A 26987-nucleotide genomic window follows, 5' to 3' on the forward strand; every position below is an offset into this window, starting at 1 on the left:
CCAGACAGATACCTGATACTTTAAGTTCCTGAATGAGAGATACACAACCATAGATTATCAAGGTGTCTCTCCAGTTGACGCTGCTATTATGCAGCGTGGAACTGACCGAAAAACCCGCCTAGAGCTGAGTGATTATCCGATGCTCACTATCTACTGTGAAAAGCTGTTGCGCTGCTGATAAATGCGTTCAGGGTGATCAAGTAGACAGCCACTCACACAGGTTTCTCCCGTTTTGCATTAAGATTATATGTCCATTCTAAGCCGAGATTGCTGAACTCCGACTTAACCGAGTTACTCAGTGAGTTATCTCAGTAGCGAAGACCCCGGGCCGCTTTGCGGGCGCACTCAGAAAGTCGTTAGTACAGTTGTTGCCCGAGTCTGAATACTCCGCGTCTCTCGTCCAGTAGAAGCATCTGACTCTATCCAAATCCTTGCCCTTGCTAACTCCTCCTTCTTGACGAAACGCTCTGAAAAACGGCTCGATTTCCCATCGCCCTATAGCCGGCTTATACAGTAGGAGATGCGCGACAGTGTGCCCACAGCCCTCCAACTCGTGCGGTTTCTTACAATTATCCACGCCCACGGAATACACATAATCCGCGGCGTTCAATCCCTGCTCCGCCGCCGCGTTCTCCTCGCCATATGTGCGCCGAGTTTTTTGTTCGTTTACGTATACCCAGTCGCCGTTGTCGTGCCGGATAGCAAAGCCAAAAATGCCGGATTGATCACTTCTCACCTCTGCGAGAATAAAGTCCTCGGACAGTGGCGGCGGGATCGGTACCTTGATCAACATGTTGAGGATCGCAATGAATGCAACCGCGCCAAGGCCACAGGCAATAATGTCGAGCGTCGACATCCCCAGCACCGCGCTCGCCTCGCGTCGAATCGGTATCGTCTTGGCCGCGATGCTTACATAACCGTCGCTGTACAATCTCCTTACCCTCTCCCCTTGAGATGGAAGATCACGAACAAACCGGAAGAATCTCATCATCGCCTTAACCTTCCATCGCTATAGTGCACTTCGACATCTTTAAACCGCTCGATCGTCCCGACAAGCGTCGGATGAAAAATATACTCGGCTGATATCTCGACCGGCTGTCGGCAATTGCGAAATTCAATCTTGCCGCTGCTTGCGGGCGCGATTCTGAGCAAGCCGACTCGAAGTCCAAGCTCCGGGTCTTCCAGCGCCGACCACCTGATGCCTGAGACATAATCAACATTGTCATAGTCGATGCCAGTTATAACCTCGCAATACGGATGAGAGACCCGCACCAGCACGGGTGTCTTGATGCCGGCTTTGCCGTCGCTTGCCGGCGCGCTCAGGGGAATGATGGACTCGGCGCCCTGGCGTGACTCCACCTTTAGCGGTTCGCCGGAGTGCGGCAGCACTGACAGGATCAGGAACAGCATCGCCATGCCGCCCAGCGCACACGCCATCACGTCAAGAAACGAAGTCGAATTGCCGTCGGCCTGCATTGCGAAACTACTCGTCCTGAGCTGCAGCCAGACCGCCGACCACTCGTCTCAGCTGCGAGTTCTCTGTCGTTCTCAGGTAGCCGTGGATATAGAAAACGACCGCACTTGTCCCAAGCGCAAGCAACGTGGTGTCAAATGCGACGCCCAGTAATCCGGTGACATTGGAGATCGCTTCTTCCTGGGCGGCCACGCCTAAGCTTGATGCCCGTACCACGGATCCGGCATCGCTCAATGACGCCGCGATGCCTATCACCGTTCCGATAAAACCGATCATACCAAGAACATACTGCGCAAACGTAATCGGGAACCCGGCTTCATCCTCCAGCTCCTTCTGGAAGACGATTTCAAACGCCACCTTGTCGACGCTCTCACCTGGCACGTTGACCAGGTCCCACCGTTCTTTAATAAGCAACTCCAGGTTCTTCTCAGAATTCGACTTCACTAGCCTTCGTCGTTCACCCAGTCCAATGCAGGCCGAAAAGAAGATCGTCAGGAGCAGTACCTGAATTGGCCCAAATACTACTGCGCCCATCCGCATCGGAACCCCCACGGACTCGCGTAGAACGCTTATCTGTGCATCGATGATCTCTCTTTTCTGCTGACCGCTGCTCGAAGAAAACAGGTTGCCACAGTTCGACTCCTCGGGCGCGCTTGTCACGATAGCTTCCACGGACGGAACCTGGAAGGTGCCAGACAGCAAAGCGGACATGGCATCCCCCAGGCTCGGAATGATGCGTTCCCTGACATGGCTCGCGACGTTCCCCAGGTGCTCACCCACCCCGCACTTCGCCAGCGCTGGCACATTCTCGAAGGACAGCAGGCTTGCGCAACTCTGATTGCTGCCGTCACTTAGAGGGTTCCACTCGTCAAAAGCGGCCCCGCCGTAGCCCTTCGCCCAAAGCACCAGCAGGATGCCGCTGGTGCTTTGGCAGGCTTCTACAGGAAAAATCTTCTCAGAGACAACATCCTCCATCATGCGATGGGGGTTCTGAACCATTATTTCCGGACTAGGGTCCACGATGTAGCTATTGAGAAACCGCTCTCGGATGATAACCGCATTGATGTTGGCGTTCGCGACCGACGGATCGTAGGCAGCATCCTCTTCAAACTCTTCCGCTTGGAAATAGGAGGCGAACATGTCGTAGAAGCTTTTGAGCTCTTCGCTATCCGACGGTCGACGTTCGTAGTCCATCCTTGAGAAGATATAATCAATCGTCGATGCCGTTTCGTAGGCCGAGTTTGCTTTCCACACGACGACCCAGAAAAACAGGCCGACAAATATAAAGGCGGCTGCCAGTCCGCATAGATAAAGCTTCACCAGCTTCAACCGGGTCCACCATACGAGGCCTTCATCTGTCTCGATGAACCGCATTCGCGTGAAGTTCTGTACCAAAAGGACGAGTAAGAAACCGGCGACAATTATAGACGCCAGGGTTAATAACGAAACAAGGATCATAATCCCTCTCCACACTGATTGAACGTAACCCCAAGCGGGTCGGCTCTGAAACCCATGTCCTGATACGCGCCTGCAAAGCCGAGGCCCAACAGCAACGCGGTATCCATGTTTGTTTTGTTTGCCTTCAAAGACTCCGCGCTCGGAGCCAGGAACGCACCGTTCTGCGATTCCGGTTTCCAGAATACCTTGGTGCAGTCGCCACTCGCACTGCGTAACTTGTATCGCTCCCCCTCGATTTCCAGGTCTCCGGTAACTGACCACACTTTCTTTCCTCCCTGTGTGTTGGCAAACGAGGCAATCCGCATCTGGCCGTCGAGGTCTATCGACAGCTTCGTTATCTCTGTACCAGAGCTCAAACCGGCAAGGTAGTTTTCGAGCAGCGAATTCAGCTCCTCACCGCGGCGTTCAAGCATCGCGGCCGTAGGCATACCGTCCCGCGTAAAGACCTGCTCGGTAAGCGTGCTTGCACCTGGCCCGACAGCAAAGGCTCGCGCTCTCACCGAGTAGTCAGCCACTCTTACCGTCGTATCCTGTGGTTCAAGCGCAAACAGGCTCTGCGTGCTGGCGACCGCGAAATGGCCGCAAGGGTTGCGGAACGACGACGACGCCCTGGACTTACATGCCGTGAGCATCACCTGATGCAACCCTTCTTCCTGCGTTGTCAGCGCCCTGCGTATGAATTCCCGCTCGCCCGCCATCTTCCACGCACTTCCAATCGCGTAAGACACGATGTTTACCTTGCGTTCCGGATTAAAATTGACATATCGATACTCCTCCTCATTTGCTGCGTCCCCGATAGCGACGAGATAACTGCGCTCTTTGTTGCCGATCGGTATCGGTGTCGCTTTGTTGCCCTTCCAGCGAATCTCGCTCGCGCTCTCGCGAATGATGTAACGTGCAAATGCGCTGTCGTCTTTTTGTTCCCTTGTCTCGGGTATCAAATGTCTCCGGCCATCGATGGCAGATTTTGTTAACGCGATGCTCAGGTCTTCCGAGCCGTATCGCATAACGACGAACGAGTCCTTGTCAGCCAGTTTGTGCGTCACGACCCGGCCGTTGAAGTCCTGTAACAGACCGGAAAACTGACCGCTCCAGACTCGACTACTGGTTTCCGTGTCGAAAATCCAGATTCTCCCAGCTGACTTGTTCTCAGCCAAAATCTCGTACTTCGCTTGTCCTTCAGATGCGGTCATGTTGGCGTAGTACAGATTGAGGATCTTCGCCTGCGCCGCACTCACGCCAATCAAGCGGCTGAGCTGCGCGGACCGAGAATCGCGAAACCGCTCTACCCACCGATAGGCCCACTCATAGCCAATCTTGATGCCAAACCACTTGGTTTTCTTGTACCGCTCACGATGCATTTTCCACACGGGCGAGTAAGAGTACTTGCCATTTTCCGTCTCTGGCTGCGTTGGATCCCCCGCTTCCCCGCCGAGCTTGGCATCGTCCGCGGTGCCGTTGCCACCGCCCCCGCCACCCTTCTCCCCGCCACTGTTCGAGAAGTCGATGTTGCTCGGGACTTCGAAGCGGAGCTTGATATCGGTAATGAGGCTTATCAGAAAGTCCGCCGTGAGCAGCTTAAAGGTCGGTAGCGTGATGGAGACGCTGGTGGGTGGCGGTTTGGCCTGCAAGCCAAGCGTTACGCTCTCGGTATCCGCCCGCATTTCGATTTCGAACTTGAACGGACGTATGGAGTTTGTCTCAACCTTGCCTTGCGCTTCCGGGTTACTGAATTTCTCCTCCATCGTCACGGAGAAATCGATTGAGTCGTCCAGTGCCGGCACTCTCAGTTTAGCGCCAAACAGGCCGCTGAAGTCACGATCGAGCCTGACCTGCATCTCTGCGATATCGGCGCCGAACAAATCGCCGTCGCCGTTGGCGACGAAGAACGGAAATGGCACCCTGTCCTGAATCCTTAGCAGCCCGTTAATGGCGACAACGTCGGAGAGTGCCGGCCCCGACTCAATCGTATGTTCAAACAGTCGTTCCTTGAACGACAGCCTGGTTACCGACGAGCCCATCGGAATCACCCTAAGAAGGACCAACGTGCTCTCCATTAAGATTTCCTGCTCTCGCGGCAGAGCCGAAGCAGACCCCTTCATGACCACGAGGTTGCTCATACTGGCCCCAGGTACGACCGACAGGGAACCGTCGAATCTGACAACTGAATCGTTCGGATCGAAGTAAAGCCCCAGGTTGCCGAATGACAGCACGCCGGTGTCATACCATCCTGGAATCTTCAACCCGACTGGACCGTTAAAACGGAACCTGCCGGGGCTGACAGCGAAACCAGCTGTAAGGCTCAGTCCGACCGGCGTTTCAATCGTCCCCTCGAGGAACAGCGTCAAACCATCGTCATAGTTATAGATGGGTGGAACAGGCCTGATGTAATCGAGGTCCAGCTCGGCCAGGACTCCGGCGGCCGCTAGTACTTCTAAGTCGGGCGGTTCGATTCTAACATCGCGATCGAGATCGACGATGATGCCAACCTCTTGAGTGCCGATTGGGTCGGCGAAGTCGACGTTCGCTTTGAACTCAAATCCGCGAAATTTCCTCTGTACGCAATAGTTCTCGGATGACCCCGTAATTACGAATCCATCAATTGGACTCAACCTGCTCCTCGTCACATACCGGTCAATCTCGCCGCACAGCCTGGCAATTACGACATCTCCGGCGATCGACGGATCAAGGTTGAACGTGTTTCGGTTCACTCGTATCGAAGCCGGAAGCTGTAAATCAAAACTGGGCGGTTTAAGTAAAAACCGGATGTCTAGCCCATCTTGGGACGACAACACATCCGTAAGCTCTACGTAGCGGTTGTTGATCCGAAGCTCGTCCTGAATAACAGCCTCCAGAGAGGGAGTGAACTTTAGTTGCGACCAATTGATGGAAATGGTGTCCACCGACGGCACTTGGCCCGCAGCTAACGCAGCGCGGAACCCTTTTACGTCGATGGACAGCCCGTTCTCAATGCGAATTTCGCGGTTCTTTTCTGAAAACGAATCCACAACCAACGTGCCTCTTAGAGAGAAGTCGGAGGACGGGCAGTCGTAGCGTGGATCCAATGTGAGCTTTCCACCGAGTAGGCTGATGTCGTTCGCGACAAACGCATTGAGTTCTTCGCAAAACCGCGCAGCTTCCTGCTCAATCGCCCTGCGAACCGGGGTCGCAATCTCTTCGAGTGTCCGCCCTGCTCGCTTGCGAATCTCGGCCGTGACCTGTTGTTCCGTCAATTCCGCTATTTGCTCAACCAGTTCCTTCGGATCCTCCGAACAACTTTTACCTATTCCGTCCAGCTCGATGCACCAGTTGCCGACTTCCTGCGTAACGCCGAACGATTCCAGGTAGCCCAGTGCGAATGACTCTGCTCTCATCACAGCTAGCGTTTCGGCGGTCTCGGAGAGCGCTTCTACAAAGTCTTCCGGCGCTTCCACAATCTCCTGCAGGGAACCACAGATCTGCGCCTGGTCTGCTTGTGAGCCGAAGCCCGGTGTCGTGAGGTCGAGGCAGACCGTGTCGAGCTCCCTTAGCTGCTGCTCGTAGGTTTCAAAGAATGGCCTTGCAACCTGGGCTCCGCGCTCGAGAATTTCTGCTTTAGCGGTCTCGATGGAGTCGAAGTAGGTCAAACTGTCCGCGCACCGCTCTCCCGCATCAGCGCCAGTCATGGGCAGTGCGATTGTGCCAGATTTCAGGTCGAGACAGACGCCCTCCTGGATGAAATTGGCAATCGATTTCACCGAGTTAAGGACGCTCTGGTCGATAACGAACAACGCTCTTGCAACGGTTATCCACCGCTCGTCATTCGCATTCCCGGCGAGGCTGCTGCCAAAGGCATCGAAAACTCTCGAAACGATCTTGTAGATTTCTTTCGTCGTGACTCCCTGTGGATTGCTCTGCCGCAGCAGTGCCTTCACCTCCGCCGCGAATACATCGCAACTATCTGCACTTGCAGCCTGGAACAATACTATTCCGCTGTCCGGCAAAGACTGCACACAGAATTCAATCAGGTTGCCGTTGGAGATTTCCGCATCGATGTAGGCTTGTGCGATCCTTTTCAGGCGTATGTGAGCATTGGACGGAAAGAGGGCTTCGTGCAGATCACCCAGGTTATCGCAGTACTGGGCGAAGCCGGGCACACTGCTGGTGCAGAGCGACTTCACCATTGACTGTGTGTCGGCCAGCGATTCGAGCGCATAGTTCAAAGCGCGCTCTTCAACCATCCTGGTCGCCTCTCGCAATTCCCGCGACGCGGACTCCACGTACTGATGCTGCGCCTGCAGCTCATCAGACTCCGCTGCAATACGGGTGAACAGTTGCGCCGGCGTGTTTACTACATCATCAATCGCCGGGGCAATCGAATAGAAAAACTCGTAGTCGTAACCGAGGGCGACTGTCGTCTCTCGGCCCTCACGCTTGATGAGCACGACCTCGCTCGTCGAGTTCTCAAGGGTGAACTGAAGATCATCATGTTTAGGCGATAAGAAGCGACATTTGACAGGCCGTGTTTCCTTGCAGTCGAACCCAAGCAGAATGTCGCCTGCCCGGAGCATCAGCTGGTTCGCAGCTACGACCAGCTCGCCGGTCTCTGACTCGAACACGTCCAGTTGCGATCGTACTAATCGCTCAACCGACGCGTCGCCGAACTCCAGGTCAAATGTCGGTAGCCGCGACGTATCACCGAGCAGATCACCCAGGGCCGTGCTGACCCGGGAAGCAAGCTCGGGGATCTCCTTTTCAAGATCCCATGGATTAATAGGATCAAGTGCATAGGAAACCAGTATGTTTTGCAGAAGCTGCCGGAATGGTCCGCGCTGCGAAGCGATGAGCGCGGCGTAACCAGCATCGGCGTCACGGTTGACCATGGACCAGGCCAACGCGCCCAGCCATTCTGCCATCGTATTGCATGCGCCTTGATTAGCCGGGAGCTGGCATTGCGGTACCGCATCGGGCAGCAGGTCTCCAAGAATATCCTGGCCCGACCGCCTGATGAATGCGCTCCGGTCATCAACAAGTCTTATCCAAAGGGTATCGGCCTGCGAGACAAGGGCCGATTCATAGGCGACTCGAAGATCTTCGAGCTCTTTGAAGAAATCCGCTCGAGGGACGTCGCCGAGTATCTTATCAAACTCGTCATCGTCGATGTCGAAGCTGGTCGTTCGTCTGACCAAGGCCTTAATGGACGCACTCATGTGACTGGGCATCCCGCATACAGCCGTCGCAGGCCGTGATGAAGCGATGCAATCGTACGTCCAGGTCTTTGCGGCGTAATCGCCAATCGCTTTAGAAAGACTGGCGACGAGCGCGTCGATCAGCTTTGCCTGAATCTGCTGGCCGTTGCCGATAATCCTCTGAATCGGGCTCGAGCCGACCGGAAACTGCTCCGAGAAAAGCGCACTGCTCCGAACCAAATATTCCAGTCGTGTCCGAAGATCAGCGGTCAGACTCTGAGCGTTCGCGGGAGGGAAAGCATTGACCCTTTCCGTAAACTCATCGATCAGTGTTTTTTCCAACTGTTCGAGATGCTCATCAACGTACACCCTTTGTGCGATCAGCAATCTCGTTTGCGGCAGGGCATCGCCTTCACTTGTGTAGAGCTCCGCGATCAAGTCATCGATCAGGCCGGACAGAAGCAGAATATCGGCATCACTCTCGACCACCGGATTGGCACCAAATAGCAGTTCCGAAACGGCGTTTGAAAGAGCTGAAGGCGGAACCTGGGCCCCTGCCAGGGAAATTGCGTAGCTCAGCTCTGGTGGGAGAACCGGCTTGCCCTCTTTCCAGGCTATCCTGGCCCTGTTCTTACCGGTTTCATACTCGATGGCGCCGACATACGACGTCAGCAATTGGAATTTTCCGGCCGGGTATGCGAGCAGCATGAGCTTCAGAGGGGCGACCGACTCAATGCCGAACGCCGCAACAACCAATCCGTTGGGCGTATTGATCCACTTTGGATTCAGCCGGCCTCCACCAATCAGCGCATTGACCTGGTATACAGCGCGCGACAGTACCTGCCGGGACACATCGTCGAGACTCCTCAGCCATGACTGCTGGTCACCTGACAAAAGTGCCAACTCAACCTCGAACCCAATATTCAGCCGCATCGCGCTCGGCTTCAGGCTGAACACCAACCGCGGATCAAATCTGCCCTGCGGCGAATTTATTTCCGGGACGTAGGCGTCGAATAGTCGAGAAACACCGAGATCCCAGATGAAGCTATTGACGGCGTCGATCTTATCGAGAGGCAACCACCGACTGCTGTTGTTCCAAGACAGTGTGACAGGTGCAGGCTCCCTGCAGAGCTTGAATGCGTTTTCGCTCCAGACGCCGCAGTCCAGCGAAAATTCGTAGGTCGAACTCAAACCATGGGCATAGGCGCCAAAATCATATATACGGTATTGATTCAACGAGCCGACATTTTGGGATTCCCTAAGAAAACTCGTACTGATCCCCACCTTGTTCGCGAGTAAGTAGCCACCGTTGGAGCCTCGCTGAATACTTAGAGTCGGATCCCGGATCGCCGGATCGCTGTATTTCACCTTCAGGTAGCGAAGCGGCTCTGTGCGCAAGCTAAGACTACTAACGTCTTCACCAGACGGGGAGAATACGCAGTCGACGGGTGACTTCTCGTCAAGCTGGGCGCTCCCACCCGTGTCGCAAAGCGTTCTGTTTTGCGTGATGTTGCTAATGCGCGATACATGCAGTCCGATCGAGGACAGGCGTGTTAACGCGGCGACGTAGCTGTGCAATACCTTGTCGCTTGGGTCGTTTAACGAAGCAACCCCTGGAAAACGGGACTCGAACTGCGTGACACCACGCACCATAGCGTCGCGAAACGCGAGCAGAAACTCTACCTTGGAGGTCGAGTAGGCAGTCATAACGTCGGTGCTCTTTTTTACGTCAGCAAGTTCTGTTTGCAGAGGATCTAAGCAGGCTTCGAAGTAGGCCTCATCGAAAGCGTGCTCATCTTCGTTCGGGTCAAGGCAGTCCACACGACTGTCGATCGCGTTTGACGAAAGTGATTCAAGCAGATCAACAGCGCCCCGCTGGGCCGGGAGTGCGTCGCGTCGCGTAGCCTCAACACCAGACAGGTCGAGGTTTAGCCAATTGGTAACATTTGAGCCTGCAGTCTCCAAAATTCCGTACAGCTGAATGTAGCGGGCGTAATCTGAATCTGACACCAGCAGGCTTCGTTGGTATGCCGCCGAAAACTCGGCAGAAAAGAAGTCAGCATAAGCATTTTTACGGTGCGAAAGATGTGCTCCGTAGTATGCATCAACCCAGGCGCATGTGTCTTTATTGTTCTTCGTACGGATAGTACACTGAGCTTCAACGCCTTCGAAGTCCGATCGATCGCAACTGGGCTGATGTGTTGCTTGGCAGGCACCCACTAGCGCGACATCGAAGTCAAACCCCGAGTCTGGATCAACACCAGCAAGACCGGATACGAATGCGCTTCTATATTCGTCAATGCCCAATATCCAGGGCGAAATAACCTTGACGACCTGTTCCAACCTTGCGGTCTCAAGGTCGCGGCGCAGGCGCCAGAACTCAGATTCACTGTTTTCCTCGTCTATTCGGCCTCTGGCGCCTATCACTACTTCCTCTGTCCAATAGTCCCATAGCTCCATTAGGCTGTTGTCAAGATCGAAACACTCGACTTCCAGGACATTCTCTCCATCGCCGCAGAACCAGCCTGGAGCTGAGTCATAGTCAAGATGTTCAATTCCGTAGTGATAGCGAGACGCCAGCCCCGCGAACGCTCGAGCGACAGATTCAGTCTGGCTACTTGCTATGGACTCGCCGGCCGCGGCCTCACTGAACGACTTGTAGGGATTCTCGCGGGACCAGAATTTGACGTAGTCTGAAAGCACTTTGTGTAGCGCAATCATTTCTGTTCCGGTTTGTGAGTTTATTTCTTCCGCAAAAAGAGTTTCTGGACTGGCGCCACTGAATATTACAGCTGCGAAGATAGCAAGCGACCTAAGTTTTCCTGCGGCTCTTCTTGGAACCATATCAAACTCCTTTACGTTGCTTACCTCACAACAAACAAGCAGATCGTCATAACGAAAACTTGAATATAGTCAAGATTATCAATTCCGTCAGTGTTAGCGAGACGCAAGTTCCGCGAGCGATCGAGCGACAGATTCTGTATGGCTACTTACAATGGACTCGCTGGTCACCGCCTCACTGAACGACTTGTAGGGCGTCTCGCGGGACCAGAATTTGACGTAGTCTGAAAGCGCTAGGTGTCGCTCAATCAGTTCTGTTCAGGTTTGTCAGTTTATTTCTTCCGCAAAAGGTTTTCCGGGCTGGCGCCAATGAATATTAAAGCTGCGACGATAGTAAGCGACCAAAGTTTTCCTACCGATCTTCCTTAAACCCAATCAAACACCTTTACGTTGCTTGCCTTAAAACAAACAACTAGATTGTTGTAACAATAACCGCAATATTGAGGCGCGGTATTCTATTTTTATGCGCATCAACGTATACACTTTGAGCTTTAGATGTTGCACTCTCACCATATTTGATCAATTGTTACAAGTGATAGTTTGCGGTGTGAAGAGTCCGCAGCGTTAATGTGGGTATCTTCGATTCGGCACTTTTTTAGTTTTCAATGTAAGTAAAAAAAGGAATCAGTACATGCTAAGTAAGTACGCTGCAGCAACAGCTCTATTTTTCACGTTAACTCTCCATAGCGCTTCGGCAGCGGCAGACGATACCGCAACCGATATAGCGGGGGCGACTGGTTGTGGGATATTAGCAAGCCTCCTTATAAACCCACAGCTGCAGGTAGCGGCAGGTGGCGCTTGCGTCTACGGCACGCAGGTCGCAAAAAACGCGGTTGCTGAAGTCATCGATGATCACTTTAACAGTGAAGATCAGAAATTCTCAGACGAGATGTGTGTGACTATCGTAAGAGCAGACGGGAGCAAGATAGAGCCAAAGTCGCGGAAGAATTGCTCTGAAGAGTAGCTGTAGGATTTTGTAGTTCTCAAACGCGGTTCTAAACCTTCACTATTTCAACTAAAGGCAGCATAATCAGTGGCATACTGCGTCACTGCCATCGATGGTGATTTACTTTGGCCAGAGATACGAAAGCCCCTCTTCAAGGGGCTTTGGGTGTCTATTGTCAGGGCACAAACTTAGAAGCGAAATGCGGATTTTCAAATCGAGAATTAGCCATTTAAAGCTATATTAACGAGAGAGTTACTGTGGCGTTCGTTGCGGGACTTTCCGTAGCTTGTACAACTATGAATTATTAAATCGCGCTAATATCATGCAGGGTCTTCTGCGCTGAATATGGGAGGCAGCAGTATTACGTCTCTACTCGCCCCATAGAAGAGCTAGAGATACTCTAGAGTTCCGAGATAAGTTTCTTGGTAGGCTTCGATCATATCGTCCCACCACCGGGCACGCATTGCTGATTGGCGGTTACCATCTTTGTAGAAATACTCGACGCCGGGCGGCAACTCAACCTCATAGCCTTTTGTGTCCGAGAGTTTTGATTAAACCTGTCAAGGGGGCTGTTCCTGGCGTTTGTGGAGTGTACCTTTCAGTCAAACAGACATCTGTTAGCATTCGAAGGTACTGATCAATGGGAGCCTCCAGTGACCGCTTTGGAGGGAAAATTAGTGGATCCAATATTGGGTGTGAACGACCGAGTATGGCACACAACACCCTCAGTCTAAACTCATTCCTGTCCAATAACTTCTTAGCACGCTTGGGTTAACTCAGATCTGCACAAAAGTAAGTTACGTATACATCAGCTTAATGTCCCCCTCTCATTTCTCGTCAGTAAATAAGCTAAATACACTCAAGGCTCTGCTCAAAATAGCCTCGTTGCCAAAAACTACTTTGCGATCTCGTTAGCAGATCATCTAAGCCGCTGCTTTATGCGGTTAAACTTGCATCTGCGCCAGTCTCTACCTAGACTAGCGCAATATCGCCAGCCACTGCTGCGCGCCCTTTTCTACCAATATCGAGATAACACTTTGCTAAGCTATCGCCACTCCTACCATGCGGGTAATTTCGCCGATGTACTTAAACACCTAGTACAACAACGGATCATTTCTTACCTAACCCAAAAAGATAAGCCGCTTTGCTATATCGACACCCATGCTGGAGCAGGTGCTTATAGCCTAAATAGCCCAGAAGCGAAAAAGAAAAGTGAGTACGAAAACGGTATTGGTAAGCTGTGGGACGCTGATGATTTACCTCCTATATTAAAGAACTATCTCAAGCTGGTGAATCAAATTCATCCTGAGAAAACCCGCCAGCATTACCCTGGTTCACCGTGGATAGCCAAAATGATGCTACGCCGCGACGATCGCTTGTTCTTGCACGAATTACACCCAAGCGAACAAGCACCGCTTGCCAGTTTGTTTCAACGCGACCGCCGCTGCAAAATTCGCCAAGAGAATGGCCACCAAAGTTGTGTAGCCTTGCTGCCACCAAAAGAACGCCGCGGTTTGGTGTTAATTGATCCTTCTTACGAAGTAAAAGACGAGTATCAAACAGTAGTAAAAACGCTGGTTGAATCGCATAAGCGCTTTGCGTCTGGCACTTATGCATTGTGGTACCCAGTTGTTGAACGCTTCCGTATCGACAAACTTGAAAAAGCTCTGATCCGCAGCGGCATTAGTAACATTCAACTGTTCGAGTTAGGTATTCAACACGACAGTGACGAATTTGGTATGACTGCCAGCGGTATGATTGTGATTAACCCGCCATGGACATTAATGAAAGAGATGCAAGAAGTGCTGCCTTACCTAGCAGAAACGTTAGGTGAAAACGGTGAAGGTAATTGGCGCGCCGAAATCTTAGCTGAAGAGTAAGCTAAGCGGCTAAATTGAATTAGCTAAACCTTGCGCATTCAGCCATTGCTGACTGCGCATATGTAAACCCTGCCACTGTGGCTGATATTGCCAATACCAGGCTAAATCTAATAAGGCTACTGCAACAACTAGTAGCTCAAATTGCTCACTGTTTAAGCCCGATATTGCGATTAAATCTGCGCGCTGCTCAGCCGTTACCGGACACCTTTGCGCAACACTGGCGGCATCCCAGCCTTGCATAGACGTTGCGGCATACTCCCAATCCAACACCAACAACTTTTGCTCGCTACTCAGCAGTAGGTTATCAAGATGTAAGTCGTGGTGGTTAAACGCCTGTTGCTGCGGCCAATTTTGCTGCTTAATCCACTGCAAGGCTTGGCGTCTAAAGCTTGCAGCCTCGCTGGCACTAATGTCATTTACATAACGTTGTAGGTACTTGAGCATATCAAAATGCGGTAAGCCCTTACCGGCTGAGGGAAGTTGCTGCAATACCTTTAATAATTGCGGCCAAAGCGTGGGTTGTTGCCATTGTGTAAGGCTTACTACTTCACCCTCTTGAAACTGATACAGCAAAAACTCACCGTTTAAGCTCAATGGATGCATGTTAATTACCCAAGGCAAGTGGTTAAGCTGTTGTAATACTTCTCTTTCGCGTTGATAATCCAAGCCATAACAAGGCTGTTGTTGATTTAAGCGTAATACCAAACGTTCTGTATTGGTTTCTAGCAACCAAGAATGCTGATGCCCTCCCGCTAAACGGTCTACCTTTAAGATGCATCCTAGGTGCCGCTCAAGGTAACTAAGTAGGTTTTTTTCTAGTGCGGAAGTAGGCAAAGCGAGTGATTCCATCAACGGTCATAAATCTATTATCAAGGAGTGTAAGATGAAAAAATTGCTATGGCTAGCGTGCTGTGCGATGAGTGTTGTGGGCTTTAACAGCCAAGCAAACAGCGAGTTAACGGTGTACACCTACCAGAGTTTTGTATCCGATTGGGGCCCGGGCCCAGCCTTAACTAAAAGCTTTGAGCAGCAATGTGACTGCACCATTAATTGGGTAGGTTTAGACGACGGCGTAGCCATTTTAAATCGCCTAAAATTAGAAGGTAAACGCAACAAAGCCGACGTAATTTTGGGCTTAGATACTAACCTCATTCCAGAGACTGAAGCGATTAACGCGGTTCAAGCCCATCAGCTTACCCTTCCTAAGCTCGCCATAGACTGGCAAGACAACAACTTTGTACCCTTTGATTATGGCTACTTTGCATTTATTTATAACACCGAAAAACTCAAAAACCCGCCAAGCTCGATGAAGCAGCTTGTAGAAGAATTTAACGGCAGTATTTTGTATCAAGATCCACGCACCAGCACACCCGGCCAAGGTTTAATGTTGTGGGTTAAAGCCCTTTATGGTGATGATTCAAGCCAAGCTTGGAGCAAATTAAAAGATAAAACGGTCACCGTAACTAAAGGCTGGAGCGAAGCCTACGGCATGTTCCTAAAAGGCGAAGCTGATTTGGTACTAAGCTACACCACCTCGCCGGCTTACCACATGGTGGCCGAGCAAGAAAACCGTTACCAAGCTGCTGAATTTAGCGAGGGTCACATGAGCCAAGTAGAAGTGGCCGCGATTAGTGCCACCAGCCAACAAGTAGAGCTTGCTCAGCAATTCCTCAGCTTTTTAGTGAGTGCTCCGGCGCAGAAAATTATTGCCACAACAAACTGGATGCTACCGGTTAATCCTGATGCCGAACTACCAGAAGCATTTTCTACGCTAGTCCAACCTAAGCCATTAAGCATTGAGCAACACACCGTTAGCCAACAGCGCCAGCAATGGACTAAAGAGTGGCGTAACTCGGTAAGCCAGTAACTACTCAATGATTAAGCCAGCTTCAATAGTCGGTTACTGCGCCAGCGTATTTATAGCGCTAGTGGTAGCGGCAGCGTTTTGGGGCTTGGCTGAACAAGCTCAAGAGCTAAGCTGGTCGGCGTTTAACGACCCTTACCTATGGCGCGTATTGCGCTTTAGTATTTGGCAGGCGTTATTATCGGCAAGCCTTGCTTGTATAGGTGGCGTGGCCATTGCGAGAGCTTGGTTTTATTTACAGCCTAAATCGATAAATTGGCAGCTGCGTTTGGCCAATTTATGTTTTGTAAGCCCAGTAATCTTGGTGGTACTGGGCTGCGTAGGTAGCTTTGGCATTAACGGTTTTTGGCAGCAAATAAGCCCCTTTTCATGGAAGATATACGGTTTACCCGGTATTTTAATTGCCCACTGTTTTTTAAATATGCCACTTATTGCACGATATTGTTACTTGCAATATAACGATATTCCCGCCAGCTACTGGCGCCAAGCCAAGCAACTTGGTTTTAGCCAATGGCGCAATTGGCAGATAATAGAATGGCCCATGTTGCGCTCACGTTTAGCCGGACTCTTTGGCTTAGTATTTTTGTTGTGTTTTGGCAGTTTTACCATTGTATTAGCACTGGGTGGCGGGCCTAAAAGCACCACCCTTGAAGTGGCCATTTATCAAGCCCTACGCTACGACTTCGACCCACTATTTGCACTGCAATGTGCGGTGTTACAACTGCTGATTGCAGTTAGCCTAGGTTGGTTGTTACTGGGCCGCGAACAACAAGAAGCAAAGCGCATTCAACAGAACATTCTTGTTCAACATCAACTCAGTAAAACTCAGCGGCGACTTCATCAAGTAATGGTACTGGGTTACTACCTGTTTATAGGCTCCATTTTACTTGGCATATTAAGCCCACTTAGCCAACTTAATTGGCAGCAACTACCTTGGGATAAATGGTTTAGCGGCATTGGCTGGTCATTGCTCATTGCCTTACAAAGCACCTTGTGGGTAGTGATATTGGGCGGGGCTATTTTATGGCAATACAGTAGCAATGTTGTCAAACAACGGCGCATGTTAGCCGGCAGAGGCCAAGAGCTATTGGCCTCAGTCATGTTGCTTGCACCCGCAATGGTCATCACCACCGGCTTGTTTTTCTTGCTGATCAGCCGAGCCGACATCAATGCCTACACAGCACCTTTGGTGGCACTAATTAACGCACTAATGAGCCTGCCGTTTTTTATTCGCAGCTTAAAACCCGCCTTAAGTGATGCCATTAAACAATACGCTAAGCTAAACCAAAGCTTAGATTTACCGGCATTCAGCCAATTGCATTTAATTTATTGGCCGCTTATTCGTCGGCCATTAGCACTAGCCATAAGTTTATGTATGGTCTTGTCTTTAGGTGACATGGGCGTAATAGCGCTGATTGGCAGTGTAGACGTGGTAACCTTGCCGTTGCTGCTGTACCAACAACTAAGCACCTACCAATATGCTTTAGCCAGCGCTACCGGTTTAATTATGCTGCTGCTCTGCACGGTAATATTTTATTTGCTCGAACTTACCCTAGGACGCCACCATGTTAAGCATCTCTAAACTATGCTGTGTTCGCCAGCAACAGCAGTTTCATTACCAACTGGAGGTGAACCCCGGTGAAGTGGTGGCGTTATTGGGCGCCAGTGGCTGCGGTAAAAGTACCCTGTTAGAGCTTATTGCTGGCTTTGTTCCCGCCAGTAGTGGCAGCTTGTCGTGGTTAGGTGAAGATTTATTAAACTTACCGATTAAGCAACGCCCCGTTACCAGCTTGTTTCAACATCACAATTTGTTCCACCACTTAAGCATTGAGCAAAACATTGCGCTGGGGCTTTCACCGTCATTGAAACTTAACGCACAACAGCGAGAGCAGCTTAGCCAAATTGCCAACAACTTAGGCATTGCTGGCTTACTAAATAAACGCCCCGACCAAGTTTCTGGCGGTCAACAGCAGCGTGCTGCGTTGGCCCGTTGTTTGGTGCGTCAGCAGCCTATTTTGTTGCTAGACGAACCCTTTAGCGCATTAGATCCCATGTTACGTTTAGAGTGCTTAGAGCTGGTTAAGCAATTGGCCGAAGAGTGGCAACTGGCGGTAATAATGGTCACTCATCAATGGCAAGATGCCCAGCGTGTGGCCGAGCGAGTTGCATTTATTGAAGCCGGAACCACTCGTCAATTTGCCAGCCCAGCAGAGCTATTAACCTCACCAAGCAATGCCCACATTGCACGATACTTAGCCTGTAGTTAAAGATTAAATAATGCTGGCCGATAAACACGTAAGGCTATGTTTTTTTAACTTAAGGAGAGAAGATTTATGCAGGTGAATAATAACCTTCAAGCTGCATCACTCGAATCAACTTATGCCGCTCGCCAACGCATAGAAAACAGCGCACCACGGCAAACCATCACTGAATATACCGCGCAACGCCAAATGACTAACCCCGGTACGGCGGTGTTTGGCAATAACGACGTTCAGCCAGGTTTAAGCGCCACTCAATTGCGCGATAGTGATGATGCTAAACAAGCCAATCGCAAAGCTATTCGCGAAGCAATGGGACGCAGCGTAGATCAATCAGCGACCCATATTCGTTTGTATTTTCAGTATATGGAAGAAAAAGGCACTCGCGGCCCACAGCTATTAGCAAGAGCCTAAAAGCTTATTCTGCAATTGCTAAGTCATACTGACTCAATATGGCTTGCAACTCCCCAGATAAACTCAACTGCTTAAAGAAGAAATTTAACTGCTCAACACTTAACGAAGAGTCTGCCCGTTGTAGAGCATGTAAGCTATGCACCGGACTAAAATGCGCAATGCTTTTTAGTGATTGAAGTAAACTCGGTTTTTGCCGAGTAAGGGGTAAATAAAAACTCTCGTTTACCATGGTGAAATCAGCCCGCCGCTTTACCACTAACTTAATACAGTTCATGACATGGGAGCAGCTGTTTACCGCAAACCCTTCATCGGATAAATGCTGGCTTTGATAGGCCGCGTCAAACAGCACCACAGTATAATTGTGTCCTGGTGCAAACAACTGGTCTTGCTCACCAAGGTTCTGCTGATGAGTGAGCAACAGATTTTTGTCTAAGACTAATGGAAGGCTTTGCTGAACATTGAGGCGCTGCCAGCCCCACTCTAGGTTTTCAAACAAAATCAGGTCGAAACGTTTACGGGTAAAAGCGGCATGGCGGTTATGCCGAGAAGTCGACACAAATCGAAAGGTAAACTTGTCTTGAAGATGATTAAGCGCGCGAAGTATATCTAAACTCACCCCGCTGTAGCGGTTAGTTGAAACGTTGTGACTAACATAGGGAGGGAAGTCATAACCGCCAACTTTTATTTCAATGGGCGCGGCAAAAAGACCTATTGGCCACATTAGTAAACACAAACACCATCCTTTTTTAGCCCATCGCAGCATTTCAGGCTCCTTTGCTCTACACAGAGGCAATATAAAACAAACATCAAACCCGAAAAACCAATTAACACCACAAATGCTTGCCAAGGCACAGTTTTAGCTAACAACTCTGTAACAAAGCAAAGCCAAACCCTAAATCAACAGCAAACAAAAATACAAAATAAAAATAAAACACATATTCAAAGGCAATGAATGAGCAAGAAACGGTGCGGATATTGCTAATAAAGCGACAACAACAATATTTTGACTCGTAGTTTGAGGAAGCAGTAGTGAAAAAAGCCATATTACCCAGTTTAGTCGCCACTTTTTTGTTAAGCGGATGTGGGGGTAGCGATAGCTCATCACCTGGTCCTTCAACTCCACGTTACAACTGGCAGATCATTCAGTTACAAACACTAAAAGAAAGCGATGTTAAATCGGGCTGTGTCATCTACGGAACCTCTGAAACCGACAACAGCCGAGTGATTACCGCGTCGATAGCGAATACTGGTTATAACGTTTTATTCCACAATGCTGACGGTTCAATTATTGAAGAACACACCATTCAAGCTGCCGATGTACCAAGCAACGGTATCGTGAATTTTGATAGCGGATGGGTACCCGATGAAGGCTATGTTTCTCTAGAAGAAGTAGATCGTAACTTAAGCGGAGAGCCCGATGTATATATGTATAGCGTGCAGAAACAGTATTTAGGTAACAAAGTACTAAATGTTCGCTCATCACAAACCGGTAGCAATTGTTATGCGGGTAAAGACTACCGTTCGGTCACCGATATTAGTGATACCGCAGCATTATCGGTACTGCAAGAAAGTGGCGTTAGCTACTATCAAACCAGTTACTCCGCTGATTTGGTTAGCGGCCATGATCTATCCGCTCACATCCCTGTACGCTCTCCCCTACCAGCAGTAAAAGACACCCTAGTAACCGCCTTTTATTCAAGCCAAAACGGCCAACATACCGATTTAGCCTACTTCGGTTTCCTAGAACCTAGCTACGTTTACGATACCGATGAAAATAACGACATCGTAGCCGCTAGCCTAAGTAACGCTGACCTAGAGCCAATGTATTGGCAAGTGGCTAGCAACTTAGCAGTAGACGATGGTAGCTCTGTACTAGCCATTCACAATAACAATAGTTACCAGTGGCAAACCTTATACAAAGATGTAGACCAGTTCACCATTGCCCCTAATTATGACCAAGTAAGCCATTGGGTAGGCTTGTTTTCAGGTACCACCAACGACAGTAATTGGCAGTTTAATAGCGTAATGGCTATTAACGCTGATAACGCGGCCTTAGACCTAGAACTTGCAGAGTTAAACAGCATTGATAACTTAGATTTGATAGAGAACTGCTCGGTTGAGCTTAGCCACGCTAATCATTGTATCGATAATGCTAACAGCTTTAACAGCAGCGACTTTGCCTTACAACGCAGCCAAGTAAGATTGCGTTCACACAACAATAGCCGCACCTTTTATCAATCAATTTACGCTGCGCCTAAAGCTCAACAAGCCTTAATGCAAAGTAGTGCCCTAGAGCTAGCCACAAGCCAAATCGACAGTATTGAAATCGCCTTAATCGACAGCGAGCTTTCTGCAGATCAGCAAGATTATTTTATGGCTAACTTCATCGACAGTCGCAGTATTGCTGAAACTGGAACGGTGACTCAGTATAGCGATGCGAATGGTCTCATATTAAACCCAACTGAGTATGAAGACTTGTACTTAGAAATGTTGAAAGACAGCGCCACTATTGTTCAGAACGCGAAGTAAGCCTTATTAATTAGGTTTACCACAAATAACGCTAAACACTGTTTAGCGTTCTTTGTTTAACAACAGCCAAGCAAATGTGATTAAGGCGATAATTGCTGAACCGCGTCTAAACGGTGCGCTAACAAGGTGTCTACGTTATCACCGTGCTCTGGGTAATAAGCCCAACCAATTTTAAGGCTATCTAAGGCCACGCCCTCTAACTGCCTTTGTAATTCGCCCGTAAGCTTTTTAGCAACGTTATCAGCCGCCGTGCGACTCGCTCCGTATAACAAAGCAATTAACTCACCCTCACTAAACTGAGCAATGCTGTCTGAACGACGTAACTGTTGCTGAAGCACTTGGGCGACGATTGCACAGACTAAAGACGAGTCATGGCTGGCGTAATGTAAGGTGAGAATCGCAAAGGGCTCGTGATTTCGCTTACTTAAGCGCATTGCTTGAATCAACAGCTCTCTAAACAATGGCGCCGACAGCAAACCGCTTTCTGGATCGCGAAGGTTAGTTTCGTCGTTAATCACTGGCATGGTGAGTGGAAGCACACTGGCCAGCAAATATTGCTGTTGTTGGATTTCAACCGGCATACCATGGATCCGCAACCATTCATCTTCGCTGTGGCAGTAGTGGCAAAAAAACGCTTGGTTATTAGCTAAACTTGCGTGCATGGCTTGCTGAAAGGCAGCTCGACAGCGAGAATCAATACGCTCTAACCACTGCTCTACATCGAGGTGTTCTGACTGTTGGTCTTGCCAAGGGTAGCGCACCGAAACTTTGCCATTTTCTGGCTGCAATAACCAATAGCCACTATCGGCCTCAACAATTCCATGGAAAAAACTGACTAGATCTAGCTCTGCCACAACACATCCCTTTAGTTTGCGTAAACTTAACTATAGCAAAGTTAAATCATAGGCTTAGCTTAAGTCAGCCAAGCAGCATGCAGGAAAAAGCTAAGTTAATAAAAAGGCCGAGCAAGCTCGGCCTTATAAACAAAAACAATAATATTAGATTAGCTCTAAACTCTGCATAACATTGCGAATACGCGTTTTGGTAGAGTCCGACAATTCGGTAACTGGCAAGCGACATTCTGCTCGACACTTGTTCAGTAAAGACATCGCATATTTAGCGCCAGCTGGGCTTGGCTCAGCAAACATTGCTTGGTGCAGAGGAATCAACTTATCTTGAATCTCGCTAGCTTTAGCATAGTCACCGTCTAAAGTGGCTTGTTGCATTTGCGCACACAGTTTAGGGGCTACGTTCGCTGTTACTGAAATACAACCTTGGCCGCCGCTAATATTGTAAGAAACCGCCGTAGCGTCTTCACCACTTAACCAGCAGAAGTCTTGCTCAATCAATTGGCGTTCAAATAGTGGACGTGACAAATCGCCGGTAGCGTCCTTCACACCAACAATACGCGGTAATTGCGCCAGTTTAGCAATGGTTACTGGGCTTAAATCTACCACCGCGCGTGGTGGAATGTTGTAAAGCACAATCGGAATATCAGTGGCGTCGTGCAACATCTTAAAGTGTTGAAATAAACCATCTTGATTAGGGCGATTGTAATAACCCGCTACATGCAAAGTTGCATCGGCACCCACTTGTTGGGCAGCCTTAGTGTACTCGATAGCTTCAATAGGGTTGTTTGAGCCAGCACCCGCGATAACAGGCACACGCCCTTTAGCTTGCTCTACTACCGTTTTCACTACAGCAATATGCTCATCGTGAGTTAGGGTTGGGCTTTCGCCAGTAGTCCCCACTGGCACAATGCCATGAGTCCCTTGGCCAATGTGCCATTCAACTAACTCGCGAATCGCCGCATAATCAACCTCACCTTCAATAAAGGGAGTAACCAACGCTACTATCGATCCTTTAAACATGCCCGCTCCATCACTTACTTCTAAAATAAAAAAACCCGGTCACAGTGGCCGGGTTCAAAAATACTATTTCGATTTAGTTGCACCCAGCCGTTAACCACCCGCGTTTTAATTCGGGCCGTTTATATTTCTTTAACTTTAAAGAAATCGACATCACAGATGTGTCCTTAACAAACGAAATTCTTGCTAGCTAGTTTCCTTAGCACGCACTAAAAGTCAAGTAACCTTAAAAATAAATACTTAGAAGCGGCGATGAGATAGCCTTTTCAACGAAAACTTTCTATTATTGCAGCCAATTATGACCGCGATAAAGCCCTATTATGAACACCTCGCTACACGCTACCAGCCAAGTACTCGCCCGCCACGACCAACTTTTTGCCGAGCGGCATTTAGTGGTAGCTGGCCAACTCGCCGACAACTACCCGCTTAACCTGCTTGAGCAAGTCGCGTCGTTGCAAATTTGCTGTAGTCATTACGGTCACTTTACGCACTTTAAGAAAACGGATGATGACAAACTCTCTTGTCAGTTTTCAGTTGAACCTCGGTTAGCCAAAAACAGCAATGCGCTGCTGTTTTTTATGCCTAAAGCAAAGCAAGAAGCCGCCTACTTGTTTGCCAGCATATTGCCGCAACTCAGTGATGATGCCGACATATTTGTGGTGGGAGAAAACCGTGGTGGAGTTAAAAGCTGCGAAAAACTGCTCGCTGAGTTTGGCATTAAAATGAACAAAATCGACAGTGCTCGACGCTGTGGTTTATATTTTGGCTCTCTCACTAAAGCGGCTCCCGCCTTTCAGCCAGAACAGTGGTTAAGCCAATTTGAAGTCGCTTTGCCAAATACTCGCTTGCAAGTGATGTCACTGCCAGGTGTGTTTAACCACGGAAAACTAGACGACGGTAGTCAACTGCTATTAGATAATTTACCAGCCTTGCACGGTAGCGTGCTCGACTTTGGGTGTGGTGCGGGCATTATTGGTGCAAGCCAAGCCTTATTACACAAAGTAGACATTACTCTGCTCGATGTAAGTGCATACGCCGTGACTAGCACTAAAGCCACGCTAAAACAAAACCAGTTGAATGGAACAGTAATTGCTTCTGATGGATTAAGCGAAGTAAACCAACGCTTTGATTTCATCGTGAGTAATCCACCATTTCATGCTGGAATAGATACTCAGTACGAAACCACTGAAACGTTTCTTGCCCAAGCCAAACAGCACTTAAATGCCCAAGGCGAATTATGGTTGGTTGCCAATAGCTTCCTGCAGTACGAAGCACTAATAAAGCAACACTTCGCGCGCTACGAAAGCATACTCGACAACAAAAAATTTAAAATTTTGCGTTGTTGTGTTTAGTAAGAACATTATTTTTATTGTGGATTTAATAAAACCCTAGTTTCTGCTATTTACATTAAGGTAAATATCTGGAAACTAAGCCAAGCCACTTTGAAAACGATTTCACGAAACTGACATAATTATTAGAGGTACAAAGTCCCATGGCAGGTATATTAACGATGATTCTCGCCGGTGGTGAAGGCACGCGCCTTTATCCACTCACCGACAGCCGTACTAAGCCCGCGGTTCCATTTGGAGGCAGTTATAGGCTAATCGACTTTGCCTTAAACAACTTTGTGAACTCAGATTTTCTTAAGATTTATGTACTTACCCAATTTAAGTCGCAGTCACTCAACATTCACCTTCGCCAAGCTTGGCATTTATCCGGCATTACCGACCGCTTTATTGATGCAGTACCGGCACAAATGCGCGTAGGTAAACGCTGGTATGACGGTACGGCTGATGCGATTTATCAAAACGCTCGGTTCATTGAGATTAACGAACCTGACCATGTTTGTATTTTTGGTAGTGACCACATCTACAAAATGGATGTGCGCCAGATGGTTGATAACCATAAACATAACGAAGCTGACCTCACCGTTGCTGCGATTAAAGTGCCTAAAGACCAAGCCGATCAGTTTGGTATTATCGAAGTTGATACCGAAGGCCGAATGATAGGCTTTGAAGAAAAGCCTAAGGTAAACCCGAAAACAATTCCCGGTGATCCAGACCACGTACTCGCCTCTATGGGTAACTACGTATTTGAACGAAAAGTCTTGCTGGACGCGCTGCACGATGATGCCAAAGAAGATGATTCTAGCCACGATTTTGGTAACGACATTATTCCTAAGCTTTATCCCAAAGGTAAAGTGTTCGCTTACGACTTCACTCAAAACAATATTCCAGGAGAAACCGCCAGTGGTTACTGGCGCGACGTAGGTACCCTAGATGCATACTGGGCTGCTCATATGGATTTGTTAGACGAAGAACCTGCGTTCTCGTTGTACAACCCTAAGTTTCCATTACACACCCATTACCCACCACTTCCACCAGCCACCTTTAAAGATGTTGGCGACAAAAAAGTGAGTGTGAGCCAATCATTGATTTCTGCAGGGAGCTTTATTTTAGGCTCAGAAGTGAATCGCAGTGTATTGGGTTTCAGAAGTCACGTACGCCCAGGCTCAGTCGTCAGTGAGTCGGTATTAATTGGCAACTGTAGAATTGGTGAAGGCTGTCAGATTCGCCGCACCATCATTGATAAAAACGCTGAAATTGCTCCAGGTACCATCATTGGTGAAAACTTGGAAGAAGATCGCAAGCGCTTTACGGTATCTCCAGAAGGAATTGTAGTGATACCGAAAAACGCCAAGGTTGGTTTCTAGGCATTAAATTGCCTTGATAACACATAAGCAATTACTCTAATATTGAACCATATAAGGCACCCTTTGGTGCCTTAATCGTTAAGGAGTTCTCTGTGACAGCCCATCCTGTCAGGATATTGTTTTTAGCCTCAGAAGTTGAAAGCCTAGCAAAAACTGGCGGCTTAGCCGACGTAGCTAAAGCCTTACCGCTTGCCCTAAAGGAACACGGACAAGACGTAAGAATTATTATGCCGTTTTATAAAACCATAAAACGCCACGACGAAGCCGAGAAGATTCTCGATTTACGCTTACCTACAGCAGAAGGCTGTGCCGATATAGATTATGCGGTTTACCGCCTAATGCTGGAAGATATTCCCGTTTACCTGATTCAGCATAATGACTATTTCGAGCGCGACCAACTCTACAGTGAAGGCGAGTTTGCTTATGATGATAATGGCGAACGCTTCACCTTTTTTTCTCGCGTTGTATTTCAAGTAGCTGAAGCTTTAGACTTCAGACCTGACGTATTCCACTGTAACGATTGGCACACCGCTTTAGTGCCTTACTTACTCAAGCAAAAATACGCCCATCATCCATTTTTTTGCAACAGTAAATCAGTTCTTACTATTCACAATGCGGCCTTCCAAGGCATTTTTGAGAAACATCAATTCCAGTTACTCGAAGGTTTAGCTGATGGCTTAGTAGATCAAATTCTAGATGGCTATAACTGCATCAACCTGCTGAAAGCAGGGATTCGATTTGCCGACAAAATTAACGCGGTAAGCCCTAATTACGCCCAGGAGTTGCTCACCCGTTTAGGTTCTCACGGCTTGTGTGACTACTTTGAACAGCGACGCTCTGATTTAGTGGGGATCTTAAATGGCTGTGAATATGCAGATTGGGATCCCGAAACCGACAAGCTAATTCCTGCCAACTACTCAAGTAGTGACTTAAGCGGAAAAACCGTTTGTCGGCAAGCTCTGCAATTAGAGACTCAACTGGCGCAAATTGATGTGCCAATTTTTGGCATGGTATGTCGCTTAACCGAGCAGAAAGGGTTTTATCTTTTACTACCGGCACTGCAACAGTTTTTGCGTCACAACGTACAGGTTGTGATTGTAGGTACTGGCGACAGCGGTATTGTTACCGAACTAGAAGCCTTACAACAGCAATGGCCAGACAAACTGCGCTTTATTCACGCCTACAGCAACGAGCTTGCTCACTTAGTAGAAGCAGGGGCAGACTTTTTCTTAATGCCATCATTGTTTGAGCCTTGCGGCTTAAACCAGATGTACAGCCTAGCTTATGCCACTTTACCTATTGTGCGCGGCGTGGGTGGGTTACGAGATACGGTTTCAGATTATGATGAAGATCCTAGCCAAGCCACTGGCCATATTTTTTATGATCCTGAACCCAGCGATTTACTGAATATTTTGCGCCGAGCGCTGTTGCTGTATCTAGAGCACCCAGAGGAATTTCAAGCCATGCGTCGTCGCGCCATGCAATCTAGATTTCACTGGCAACAATCGGTTTGGCAATACGAAGCTTTATACAATGACGCCTTAAATGTGAATCCGGTTCAACAACAATAACAA

General features: G+C 48.9%; 17 protein-coding genes. 9 read left to right on the forward strand and 8 right to left on the reverse strand.

The window, feature by feature from the left end; all coding sequences use genetic code 11:
- Nucleotides 1–295 precede the first annotated feature (295 nt).
- From Q4549_RS06180 to Q4549_RS06195, 4 genes are read right to left on the reverse strand one after another with little or no spacing between them, the layout of a single operon-like run.
- Nucleotides 296–991, reverse strand: coding sequence for a hypothetical protein (locus tag Q4549_RS06180; RefSeq protein WP_303550216.1), 696 nt, complete (start codon nucleotides 989–991; stop codon nucleotides 296–298).
- Nucleotides 988–1476: a hypothetical protein gene (locus Q4549_RS06185; protein ID WP_303550219.1), complete on the reverse strand. Its 489-nt coding sequence runs from the start codon at nucleotides 1474–1476 to the stop codon at nucleotides 988–990. The genes Q4549_RS06180 and Q4549_RS06185 overlap by 4 nt, the downstream gene beginning before the upstream one ends.
- Nucleotides 1477–1483: 7 nt before the next feature.
- Nucleotides 1484–2932: a MotA/TolQ/ExbB proton channel family protein gene (locus tag Q4549_RS06190; protein ID WP_303550221.1), complete on the reverse strand. Its 1449-nt coding sequence runs from the start codon at nucleotides 2930–2932 to the stop codon at nucleotides 1484–1486.
- Entirely contained in the window at nucleotides 2929–10944 is an 8016-nt protein-coding gene (locus tag Q4549_RS06195; RefSeq protein WP_303550223.1) for a hypothetical protein, read from the reverse strand. The genes Q4549_RS06190 and Q4549_RS06195 overlap by 4 nt, the downstream gene beginning before the upstream one ends.
- 1980 nt (nucleotides 10945–12924) lie before the next feature.
- Between Q4549_RS06195 and Q4549_RS06200 the strand changes: the two genes are divergently transcribed.
- The gene (locus Q4549_RS06200) at nucleotides 12925–13767 is read left to right on the forward strand and encodes a 23S rRNA (adenine(2030)-N(6))-methyltransferase RlmJ (protein WP_303510625.1); all 843 of its coding nucleotides are present in this window, start codon (nucleotides 12925–12927) and stop codon (nucleotides 13765–13767) included.
- 9 nt (nucleotides 13768–13776) lie between these two features.
- Here the strand turns inward: Q4549_RS06200 and Q4549_RS06205 are convergent, their stop codons facing one another.
- On the reverse strand, nucleotides 13777–14616 hold the full coding sequence (locus Q4549_RS06205) for a phosphotransferase (protein ID WP_303550226.1): 840 nt from the start codon (nucleotides 14614–14616) through the stop codon (nucleotides 13777–13779).
- Between the two features lie 34 nt (nucleotides 14617–14650).
- Here Q4549_RS06205 and thiB point away from each other — a divergent pair, with 34 nt between their 5' ends.
- From thiB to Q4549_RS06225, 4 genes are all read left to right on the forward strand, one after another.
- Nucleotides 14651–15634, forward strand: coding sequence for a thiamine ABC transporter substrate binding subunit (gene thiB / locus Q4549_RS06210; RefSeq protein ID WP_303550228.1), 984 nt, complete (start codon nucleotides 14651–14653; stop codon nucleotides 15632–15634).
- A gap of 7 nt (nucleotides 15635–15641) precedes the next feature.
- Nucleotides 15642–17213 carry an ABC transporter permease subunit gene (locus tag Q4549_RS06215; RefSeq protein WP_303550231.1) on the forward strand — a complete coding sequence of 524 codons (1572 nt, stop codon included), beginning with the start codon at nucleotides 15642–15644 and terminating at the stop codon, nucleotides 17211–17213.
- On the forward strand, nucleotides 17197–17898 hold the full coding sequence (gene thiQ / locus Q4549_RS06220) for a thiamine ABC transporter ATP-binding protein (protein WP_303550234.1): 702 nt from the start codon (nucleotides 17197–17199) through the stop codon (nucleotides 17896–17898). Before Q4549_RS06215 ends, thiQ begins: the two co-directional genes overlap by 17 nt.
- A gap of 66 nt (nucleotides 17899–17964) precedes the next feature.
- Complete coding sequence (locus Q4549_RS06225; protein WP_137671808.1) at nucleotides 17965–18303, forward strand: hypothetical protein; 339 nt, start codon at nucleotides 17965–17967, stop codon at nucleotides 18301–18303.
- 4 nt (nucleotides 18304–18307) lie between these two features.
- Here the strand turns inward: Q4549_RS06225 and Q4549_RS06230 are convergent, their stop codons facing one another.
- The gene (locus Q4549_RS06230) at nucleotides 18308–19066 is read right to left on the reverse strand and encodes a transporter substrate-binding domain-containing protein (RefSeq protein WP_303550237.1); all 759 of its coding nucleotides are present in this window, start codon (nucleotides 19064–19066) and stop codon (nucleotides 18308–18310) included.
- Nucleotides 19067–19332: 266 nt separating this feature from the next.
- Between Q4549_RS06230 and Q4549_RS06235 the strand changes: the two genes are divergently transcribed.
- Entirely contained in the window at nucleotides 19333–20832 is a 1500-nt protein-coding gene (locus tag Q4549_RS06235) for a hypothetical protein (RefSeq protein ID WP_303550240.1), read from the forward strand.
- 80 nt (nucleotides 20833–20912) lie between these two features.
- On the opposite strand, the gene Q4549_RS06240 is transcribed toward Q4549_RS06235, so the two are convergent.
- Both Q4549_RS06240 and dapA read right to left on the reverse strand, forming a co-directional pair.
- The gene (locus Q4549_RS06240; RefSeq protein WP_303550243.1) at nucleotides 20913–21686 is read right to left on the reverse strand and encodes a diguanylate cyclase; all 774 of its coding nucleotides are present in this window, start codon (nucleotides 21684–21686) and stop codon (nucleotides 20913–20915) included.
- A gap of 144 nt (nucleotides 21687–21830) precedes the next feature.
- On the reverse strand, nucleotides 21831–22703 hold the full coding sequence (gene dapA / locus Q4549_RS06245; protein ID WP_137671812.1) for a 4-hydroxy-tetrahydrodipicolinate synthase: 873 nt from the start codon (nucleotides 22701–22703) through the stop codon (nucleotides 21831–21833).
- A gap of 317 nt (nucleotides 22704–23020) precedes the next feature.
- Between dapA and rsmC the strand changes: the two genes are divergently transcribed.
- The 3 genes from rsmC to glgA all read left to right on the forward strand — a co-directional run bounded on the left by rsmC (nucleotide 23021) and on the right by glgA (nucleotide 26984).
- Nucleotides 23021–24052 (forward strand): 16S rRNA (guanine(1207)-N(2))-methyltransferase RsmC, encoded by a 1032-nt coding sequence (gene rsmC, locus Q4549_RS06250; protein ID WP_303550246.1) that lies wholly within the window; start codon nucleotides 23021–23023, stop codon nucleotides 24050–24052.
- A gap of 140 nt (nucleotides 24053–24192) precedes the next feature.
- The gene (gene glgC / locus Q4549_RS06255; RefSeq protein ID WP_137671814.1) at nucleotides 24193–25413 is read left to right on the forward strand and encodes a glucose-1-phosphate adenylyltransferase; all 1221 of its coding nucleotides are present in this window, start codon (nucleotides 24193–24195) and stop codon (nucleotides 25411–25413) included.
- A 92-nt stretch (nucleotides 25414–25505) separates the two neighbouring features.
- Nucleotides 25506–26984 (forward strand): glycogen synthase GlgA, encoded by a 1479-nt coding sequence (gene glgA, locus Q4549_RS06260; protein ID WP_303550249.1) that lies wholly within the window; start codon nucleotides 25506–25508, stop codon nucleotides 26982–26984.
- The last annotated feature ends 3 nt before the right edge of the window (nucleotides 26985–26987 follow it).

Source organism: Agarivorans sp. 2_MG-2023 (assembly GCF_030548085.1).
Lineage (GTDB): Bacteria > Pseudomonadota > Gammaproteobacteria > Enterobacterales > Celerinatantimonadaceae > Agarivorans.